Annotated in this window: 8 protein-coding genes; 1 reads left to right on the top strand and 7 read right to left on the bottom strand. The window is 39.5% G+C overall.

Annotation, left to right across the window (positions count from 1 at the left end; translation table 11 throughout):
- Positions 1–127: 127 nt before the first annotated feature.
- The 6 genes from HHO41_RS19590 to HHO41_RS19565 all read right to left on the bottom strand — a co-directional run bounded on the left by HHO41_RS19590 (position 128) and on the right by HHO41_RS19565 (position 6,753).
- Complete coding sequence (locus HHO41_RS19590) at positions 128–562, bottom strand: BrxA/BrxB family bacilliredoxin (protein ID WP_169101858.1); 435 nt, start codon at positions 560–562, stop codon at positions 128–130.
- A 19-nt stretch (positions 563–581) separates the two neighbouring features.
- The gene (locus HHO41_RS19585) at positions 582–1,721 is read right to left on the bottom strand and encodes a conserved virulence factor C family protein (RefSeq protein WP_169101857.1); all 1,140 of its coding nucleotides are present in this window, start codon (positions 1,719–1,721) and stop codon (positions 582–584) included.
- A gap of 130 nt (positions 1,722–1,851) precedes the next feature.
- The gene (locus HHO41_RS19580) at positions 1,852–3,744 is read right to left on the bottom strand and encodes an ATP-binding cassette domain-containing protein (RefSeq protein WP_169101856.1); all 1,893 of its coding nucleotides are present in this window, start codon (positions 3,742–3,744) and stop codon (positions 1,852–1,854) included.
- The gene (locus HHO41_RS19575; protein ID WP_169101855.1) at positions 3,741–4,391 is read right to left on the bottom strand and encodes an HD domain-containing protein; all 651 of its coding nucleotides are present in this window, start codon (positions 4,389–4,391) and stop codon (positions 3,741–3,743) included. Before HHO41_RS19575 ends, HHO41_RS19580 begins: the two co-directional genes overlap by 4 nt.
- A 90-nt stretch (positions 4,392–4,481) precedes the next feature.
- Positions 4,482–5,012 (bottom strand): hypothetical protein, encoded by a 531-nt coding sequence (locus HHO41_RS19570; protein ID WP_169101854.1) that lies wholly within the window; start codon positions 5,010–5,012, stop codon positions 4,482–4,484.
- 52 nt (positions 5,013–5,064) lie between these two features.
- Positions 5,065–6,753, bottom strand: a complete 1,689-nt coding sequence (locus HHO41_RS19565) for a formate--tetrahydrofolate ligase (RefSeq protein ID WP_169101853.1) — start codon at positions 6,751–6,753, stop codon at positions 5,065–5,067.
- Between the two features lie 172 nt (positions 6,754–6,925).
- Here HHO41_RS19565 and metA point away from each other — a divergent pair, with 172 nt between their 5' ends.
- Positions 6,926–7,831, top strand: coding sequence for a homoserine O-acetyltransferase MetA (metA, locus tag HHO41_RS19560; protein WP_169101852.1), 906 nt, complete (start codon positions 6,926–6,928; stop codon positions 7,829–7,831).
- A 104-nt stretch (positions 7,832–7,935) separates the two neighbouring features.
- Here the strand turns inward: metA and HHO41_RS19555 are convergent, their stop codons facing one another.
- Positions 7,936–8,619 (bottom strand): class I SAM-dependent methyltransferase, encoded by a 684-nt coding sequence (locus HHO41_RS19555; RefSeq protein ID WP_169101851.1) that lies wholly within the window; start codon positions 8,617–8,619, stop codon positions 7,936–7,938.
- Positions 8,620–8,765: the final 146 nt, after the last annotated feature.

The following is an 8,765-nucleotide window of genomic DNA, read 5'->3' as shown; positions in this document are numbered from 1 at the left end:
TCTCACAATAAGTACCTTGCGCTTCCTTAGTGGTTGGTTGATGTGTACCCCCACAGCGGACTTTCACCACCTAGATAGTTGCCATGCCTGGCACACAAGGAAAAAAGGATGCTGAGGCATCCTTTTTTTAGCAATTGGTTTGAAAGGCGTTTACTAGATTTTCCATAATCACTTCCATTGGCTGTCCTTCAATTTCATGACGAGGAATAAAATGAACAACCTCTGTACCTCTTAATAGAGCCATAGATGGTGATGATGGCTCGTAGCCGGTAAAATATTCACGCATTTTTGCAGTTGCATCTTTTTCCTGTCCAGCAAATACTGTAACCAGGTGTTCAGGTTTTTTATCTGTTTTTAATAACGCTTGTGTGACAGCTGGACGGGCAAGCCCCGCCGCACAACCGCACACTGAGTTCACAACTACTAAGGTTGTACCTTTGGCTTCCTTCATGAATTGTTCAACTTCTTCAGGAGTTAACAGCTCTTTGAAACCTGCTACAACTAATTCCTCTCGCATTGGTTTTACCATTTGTCTCATATATTCTTCGTAAGCCATTGACATGTAAAATTCCTCCTCATTGTTATTGCTTGTCAGTATTTCTTGCTTCGGTCATTTGTTTCCATACAGAGCCGAGTGCTTCGGTTCCGCCTTCAATCCTCTCAATCGCCATATTTATTTGTAGACTAACTTCAAATTCAGGATCATTTACGGCAGCCTTTAAACTTGAAAGTGCACGGTCATCGCCCACTTCAAATAAAAACATTGCCGCACGCCAACGGACGAGCTTATTATCATCTTTTAGCGCCTCCATCATCGCTGTCATCGCCTCAGGAAATCCTAAATCAGATAAGCAATCTCCAGCGGTTCTTCTAACAGTAACGGTTTTATCTTTTAAAGCCCTATATAGCAAGGGAAGAACCTGCTCATCTTTAATCATTCCCAAATAGACGGTCGCTAATCTTCGAATAGAGGCTTTTTCATCCTGCAACGCTTTTTCTAGTAGAGGCAAATCACTTATGTCTGGATCCTCCATTTGTTCGAGCAGACGATAGCGTACCCGCCAATCACCTTGATCAAGATCAGCTAATGATAATTTTAGACGATTCAGTTGAAGACTTCGCTCGGCCAGGGTTTTTGGACTATTTTCATTCTCAATCATCACATTTAAGCGTTCTTCGGGAAATGCTGCTAGCAGTTCTTCAACGATATCACGCCCAACCTGCTCTAAATCACCGTAACGAACTCCATAATCTTTCCACCGTCGCATCAATACCACATTATCATTGGGCTTTTGAACCTGGGTTAACGCTGACGTAAAAATGCTCGGAAGTCCAAATCGCTTTTCTACATTTCCGTCAGATAGTTTTACCTGCATCGGAATTCCTTTGAAAATTTGAACTTGAACGCTTATTTCTCCGAAATGGTCATCAAGCTTATGGCTACTTGTTTTATTTTCTTCTGCTTCTTCACCAAATGCATGACGGATACGATGCAGAATCTCTTTCCAATCATATTTTGCATTTCGTTCAACCGCTAGGAAATCTGCGACATGATAAACACCTTTTACACCGTTTATTGTCAATATATTTTGAATCACTTCTGGTGCACCTTGACTTGATTCTTTTTTGTAATTATTGCTTTTTCCCATTGGCAGCTCTTCATCCAAAAGAATTTTCATAGTGTTTGGACTAGGAGTTGGTTCAATTGAGATAATTTTCATACCCTCACCCTTTACACTACCACGTCAGTGTTAATCGAAATCATTTTAGCATATAGACAAGTAGGATTTCATGCTTCGTGCTTAGGATATGATACTTATCGTTTCAATTATAAAAGCGAAGACGAACGAATCACTCGTTTTCAGCGATTTCGGATAAATAACTCCATCTTTCAATTAGATGTTCAAGCTGTTCGTTAAGCTGAGTTTCTTCTTTCATTAGAGATTGAGCCTTTTCAAAATCACTACCCGTATTATTAATTTCTGCTGCAATTTCTTCCATTCGTGCTTCGACTTTCGCGATATTATCGTCGATTTCGTCCCACTCTTTTTTCTCCATATAAGTCATTTTTTTCTTTTTAGACTTTTCGGATTCTATTTGTTTTTGCTCGTTAGAGGATCGGGATTTTTCAACTACTTTCACAGATTGAGACTCTTTTTCCAAATACTCTGTATAGGCCCCATAATAACTTTCAACGATACCGCCTCCTTGCAGAATCAAGAGCTGTTCGGCTACCTTATCTAAGAAGTAACGATCATGGGAGACCGTGATGACCACTCCTGGAAACTCTTCTAAATAATCCTCGAGCACCGTTAAGGTCTGGGTATCCAAATCATTCGTCGGCTCATCAAGGAGGAGGACATTGGGTGCTGTTAACAAAAGCTTTAGTAAATAAAGACGGCGTTTTTCTCCACCAGAAAGTTTACGAATTGGTGTTCCATGAGTATGAGGTGGAAACAAGAAGCGCTCGAGCATTTGCGCTGCTGAAAGGATTTTACCGTCTGAGGTCTGAATAACTTCAGCGGTTTCCTTCACATATTCAATCATCCTCATATTTTCATCCATGTCTTCACTTTCCTGCGTATAATAGCTAAGCTTTACCGTTTGACCAATTTGTCTTTCACCAGTATCTAGCGGGATTTTGCCAGCTAAGATATTCAGAATCGTTGATTTACCAGTTCCATTTCTACCAATTATCCCGATTCGGTCACCAGGCTTAATCAGCATATCGAAATCTTTTAAGATTGTTAGACTGTCATATTGCTTTGAAGCATTTTTTAATTCAAAGACTTGTTTGCCTAAACGGCTACCATTCAAAGATAAATCAAGCTTATCTGTACTCTTTACTGAAGCGAGCGTATCATCAAGTTTTTCAAAGCGCTGTATACGCGCTTTTTGCTTAGTGCTTCGCGCTTGAGCTCCTCGTCTAATCCACTCAAGCTCACGGCGATATAAATTTTTTTGTTTTTCAATCGTTGCTGCTTCATTTTCTTCGCGTACAGCTTTTGCCTCTAGAAACGCCGCATAGTTCCCTTTATAGCTATACAAGTTCCCTCGGTCTAATTCAAAAATTCGATTCGTTACTCGATCGAGAAAGTAACGATCATGAGTTACAAGCAATAACGCACCCTGATAGCGACTTAAATAGTCCTCGAGCCATTTAATCGAATCAAAGTCGAGGTGGTTAGTAGGTTCATCTAATATCAATAAATCTGGTGCTTGAATTAATACCTGGGCAAGTGCTACCCGCTTCTTTTGCCCACCTGATAATACATGAATCTTCTTCTGAAAATCGTGAATTCCAAGCTTTGTTAAAATGGATTTGGCATTCGCACTCGCATCCCAGGCATTTTCCGCATCCATCTTTTTCTGCACGTCAAACAGTCGTTCTTGAACAGCACTATTTTCAGGATTTTCATTCAAATCAAGTAATGCTTGTTCATAGTCCCGCAACTGTTTTAAAATCGGTGCATCTCCCTGAAACACTTGTTCCAATACAGATAAATCCCCATTTAGGTCCGGCTCTTGTGATAAATATGAAATCCGATAATCCTTTGCTTTGATAACATCACCGCTGTCGGCCAAATCAAGTCCAGCAAGGATTTTTAGTAAGGAAGATTTCCCTGTACCATTAACCCCAATTAATCCAACCCTGTCTTTTTCGGAAATCGTAAACTCAAGGCTATTGAATAATTGTTTCTCTCCGTATGTTTTAGAGACATTTTCAATTGAAATCATTTTCACGCTTGACCATTCCATTCGTTATAAAATACTTGTAAAAAATCGACCATATATTGATGACGACCTCTGGCAATTTGTAAGGCGGTGTCGGTATGTAATCCATCTGTTAACTTCAACAATTTTTCATAAAAATGGTTAATCGATGATGATTGTCCATTACGATATTGTTCAAGAGTCATCTCAGTTCGAACCCCTAATTTTGGATCATAAAGAGGTTGGCCTTTCTTGCCACCATAGGCAAATGTCCGAGCAATTCCAATCGCACCCAATGCATCAAGACGATCTGCGTCCTGAACGATTTTTGCTTCTATCGACGATAGGTCTTGCTTTCTCCCACCCTTGTAGGAAATCATCGAAATAACGGTGATAATTCGCTGAACTGTAGTTTCTTCCATTTGTAGATTGTCCAAAAACGACTGTAATTTTTTCAAACCAGCCTCTTCTGATTCATTTAATTTCTCATCGGGAATATCATGTAATAATGCAGCCATTTCAATGACAAATTTGTCACCGCCTGCTTGTTCATTCTCCCATATATGTAAAGCATTTTTTCGAACTCTCACAATATGATACCAATCATGACCAGTGGCATCCTGTCCTAGTTCATTTTTCACAAATGCTACTGTACTTTTAATGATTTCACTTTCCATAGCAGCACCTTCTTTCAGTTCGTTCCCTATTTTATCATGAACTACCATAACAGCAGTAAAAAAGTGCCCATTTAGAGCACCTTTACTTGCTTATTGGAATAAATTTTTTAACTCTCTAATCGAGGTAATCATGAAATCGACCAGGTTGATAATATCTGAGCTTTGATCTTCATATATGAGCCGATTAAAATGAATCGTAATGTCATTTGTAATATCATTCTTTAAATCAAAGGGATTGAGTAGAATTCGTTGCTCAATTTTGCGATTATTGCCCCATATTTCCTTTAATATACTATCAATTTTCTGATAAAAACTAAGATCGTTTGGGTGAATACATGAAAATTTCACATCAACATGACAGCCAGCATGCTTCTCAGATAATACTGCAGGGAGCAATTCAGCGGCAAGATTTTCGATATTCGCTTCTAAAATTAATATCGCTGTCACGCGATCTCCCTTGCTATTTTGATCAATAAAAGAAATCTCAAAACGCCGGCCTAATCTGGCTAAATTTATGAGATCAGATCGATCCGTTACTAGAATTTCTCCACTTAAATCTCTATCATACACAGCGCCTTCAACCACTACTTTAAGATTTTCGAAAGCCGTCGGATCGAACATTTCATCTCCCCCTCATTATCATGGCGTTCCTCATATTTTTTCACAGCCCGGGTTAAAACAATCCTATTGCATTTCCTTGATGATCTACATCCATTTTCATTGCCGCTGGTTGCTTTGGTAAACCTGGCATTGTCATAACATCACCTGTTAAAGCAACGATAAATCCTGCTCCAATGCTCGGCTTTAACTCTCGTACATGGACAATAAAATCACTAGGCCGTCCTAGTTTTTTTGGATCATCAGATAAAGAATACTGTGTTTTTGCCATACATATCGGTAGTTCCCCCCAGCCGTTATCTGTAAATTGTGTTAGCTGTTGTTTGGCTTTTGCAGAAAACTCTACATCCTTACCCCCATATACCTTTTGAACAATCGTGCGAATTTTATCTTCAATCGGATCTGAGAGTAAATATAATGGACTGAATCTTGACTCGTCCTTTTCTAAGATTTTCAACAGAGTGTTTGCTAGCTCCACTCCGCCTTTTCCACCCTTTTCCCAAACTTCGGTTAATGCTACTGGAATGTTTTTATTACGGCAATAGGACAATAAGTGGGATATTTCAGCCTTACTGTCACCCACGAAACGATTTATTGCAACAACAAATGGTAACCCAAAGCTATTAATCGTTTCAACATGCTTTTGAAGGTTGGTTAGTCCTTTAGTTAATGCCTGGACATTTTCGTGATGAAGATCACCTTTAGCAACTCCACCATGCATTTTCAACGCACGGATGGTCGCAACAATGACCACAGCACTTGGCTCAACACTAGCGCTTCTAGTTTTAATATGTAAAAATTTCTCAGCTCCAAGGTCAGCTCCAAAGCCAGCTTCTGTAATACAGTAATCAGCGAGCTTTACAGCAGCTGTCGTTGCCGTAACACTATTACATCCATGAGCAATATTGGCAAACGGTCCACCATGAATGAGTGCCGGCGTATGTTCGATTGTTTGGACAAGATTTGGTTTTACAGCATCCTTTAACAATAACGTTAATACGCCTTCGACTTGTAAATCTGCTACAGTTACTGGTTGCTTGTCGAAATTGTAGGCAATCACCATTTTCCCTAGACGAATCTTCAAATCCTCTATGTCCTTAGCAAGGCACAACACCGCCATTATTTCTGAAGCAACCGTGATATCAAAACCATCCTCACGCGGAACTCCATGTGTCGGACCACCTAGTCCAACAAGAATATGTCGCAAAGCTCGATCGTTCATATCAAGTGCCCGCTTCCAAACAATTCGACGCGGATCAATTTTTAAGTCGTTTCCTTGCTGCAGATGATTATCAATTAATGCAGCAAGTGCATTATTGGCTGTCGTAATCGCATGAATGTCTCCAGTAAAATGAAGATTGATATCCTCCATCGGCAGAACTTGAGCATAACCACCACCTGTTGCTCCACCTTTAAGCCCTAAGGTTGGTCCTAATGACGGCTCACGCATCGCGATGACAACTTTTTTCCCTAGTAAGTGAAGAGCATCACCAAGACCAACTGTAACGGTGGATTTACCTTCTCCCGCAGGTGTAGGATTAATCGAGGTCACTAAAATGACCTTCCCGGATTTCTTCGTATGTAATTTTGCTAATCCATCACTAGAAAGCTTTGCCTTATATTTACCGAAAAGCTCAAGGTCTCCTTCTTCAAGACCAAGACTTGCAGCTATATCTGTAATTGGCGTTAATTTTGCTTGTTGGGCAATTTCTATATCTGTTTTATGTTTCGTCTGTACTGTCATGAACAATTCCCCCAGGATGGTCTCAGAATAAGTGCTATTATATTTTACCATTAAACACAAGTTTCTAATGAAAAAATTCCCGAAGTTTATCTTTAATATTAAATGATTGAAAAGTAGTTTATATTTTCTATATAATAGGAATAATTGAATTTTCGTACTAGGGGATGATCATTTGCCAATCACATTACCAAAGAAGCTTCCTGCCAGAGATGTTCTAGAAGCCGAAAACATATTTGTTATGGATGATTACCGGGCAATGCAACAAGATATTCGCCCACTTAATATATTGATCTTAAATTTAATGCCTGAAAAAGAACGAACTGAAGCACAGTTACTACGTTTGGTTGGAAATACTCCGTTACAAGTTAATGTTACCTTTTTAAAAACAGCCACCCATGTTTCAAAAAATACCAGCAAATATCACCTCGATCAATTTTACACAACCTTTTCAGAAATCAAGCACCGCAAATATGATGGAATGATTATTACTGGTGCCCCAATCGAGCATTTATCTTTTGAAGAGGTTAATTATTGGAATGAATTGACGGAGATTATGGAATGGTCTAAAACAAATGTAACTTCAACTTTGCATATTTGTTGGGGGGCCCAAGCAGCACTATATTATCATTTTGGAATCGGAAAATTTGAATTACCTGCAAAATGTACTGGCGTATTTTCTCATCAAGTTAACGATCGGACAGAAAAGCTGCTACGAGGCTTTGATGATGAATACTTAGCGCCACATTCCCGGTATACAGATGTGTCGCAGGAAGCGATTATCGCCCATCCTGAATTAAAGCTGCTCTCCTATTCTGAAGAAGCCGGTCCATTTATTGTGAGTGCAAATAATTGCCGTCAAATCATGGTGACTGGACATTTAGAATACGATACAGGCACTCTAGCAGAAGAATACCACCGCGATCTTCAAAAAGGCTTAGAAATAAAACCAAAGCATTATTTTCCGAATGATAATCCAGAAGAAATGCCATTAAATCGCTGGAGGTCTCATGCCCATTTACTATTTTCAAACTGGTTAAACTACTATGTTTACCAAGAAACACCGTTCGAATGGTCATGAAAGAGTAAGAAATTAAGCTCCGTCTAAATGAGACGGAGCCTTTTATATTTTTACCGGGTTCTTTAGGGCTATTTGCCGACGCCACACTTCTGACACAATCTAGTCTACTGAAGTTCAAGCAGGAACACTGTCATAAATGTTAGTGATTGCCTGATCTCTTTAGTTAGCGCGCCCTTAGAAAGCTTTTCTGTATCGCGTTTATATACACCTAATTCGGCTGTTTTTCGCCATCCGTTTTCTTCTGCCAGTCGCTCAAATTCCCATGGCATCATCGTGTTGCATACAACTGGTGAACCATAAAGACGTCGATAACTATTTTCACGAGGTGCAGCAGTTGGACCTAATATTCCGACACAGGCTTTGCCACCGGGCTTGACAACTCTTTTCATCTCCTCAAGCACCGTTAATGGGCTCTCTGTCCACTCCAATGAATTTATCGCAAGGACCGCATCAAAATGTCGGTCAGCGACATCAATATTAGCGATATCACCTTTAGCAAAATGTAAATTTATTTCTGGTTCAACTAAGCTGTTTGCTTTTTCGACCATCTCCTCGGACACATCAATTCCCGTTACCGAATAGCCAACTTTCGACAGTTTATATGAACCGTAGCCATCTCCGCAGCCTAAATCAACAACGCGAGCTCCACGATGAACATATTGCTTAAAGAAAGGGACAATATCCTTTCTACTACCGTTATCCCACATTTCCTTACTTTTGGCATGCCAAGAATTAGCTCTTGTATTCCATTCCTTTTCCGCTGCCTCTACCCAATAAAAATCCTTCATATGCATCCTCATCCCTAATTTTATTTGAATATTTAGATTATTAAACTAATAATTCGCTATCACAGGTTTTTTTTCCTGTTTGAAAAGGATGTGTTAAAAAAGAAACATGAGGAATTATTTTCATAAACAAAAAAGACTGACTCAAG

Origin of the sequence: Bacillus sp. DNRA2 (genome assembly GCF_012843265.1) — a bacterium.
Taxonomy (GTDB): Bacteria; Bacillota; Bacilli; order Bacillales; family Cytobacillaceae; genus Bacillus_BU.
Note: the sequence above shows the minus strand (reverse complement) of the source record. Positions and strands in the feature narration are given on the sequence as shown.

What these genes read in the sequence shown, in the direction of transcription:
- HHO41_RS19575 (WP_169101855.1), bottom strand. Translation starts at nt 4,391, where the DNA reads ATGGAAAGTGAAATCATTAAAAGTACAGTAGCATTTGTGAAAAATGAA.
- HHO41_RS19565 (WP_169101853.1), bottom strand. Translation starts at nt 6,753, where the DNA reads ATGACAGTACAGACGAAACATAAAACAGATATAGAAATTGCCCAACAA.
- HHO41_RS19570 (WP_169101854.1), bottom strand. Translation starts at nt 5,012, where the DNA reads ATGTTCGATCCGACGGCTTTCGAAAATCTTAAAGTAGTGGTTGAAGGC.
- HHO41_RS19555 (WP_169101851.1), bottom strand. Translation starts at nt 8,619, where the DNA reads ATGAAGGATTTTTATTGGGTAGAGGCAGCGGAAAAGGAATGGAATACA.
- HHO41_RS19590 (WP_169101858.1), bottom strand. Translation starts at nt 562, where the DNA reads ATGTCAATGGCTTACGAAGAATATATGAGACAAATGGTAAAACCAATG.
- HHO41_RS19585 (WP_169101857.1), bottom strand. Translation starts at nt 1,721, where the DNA reads ATGAAAATTATCTCAATTGAACCAACTCCTAGTCCAAACACTATGAAA.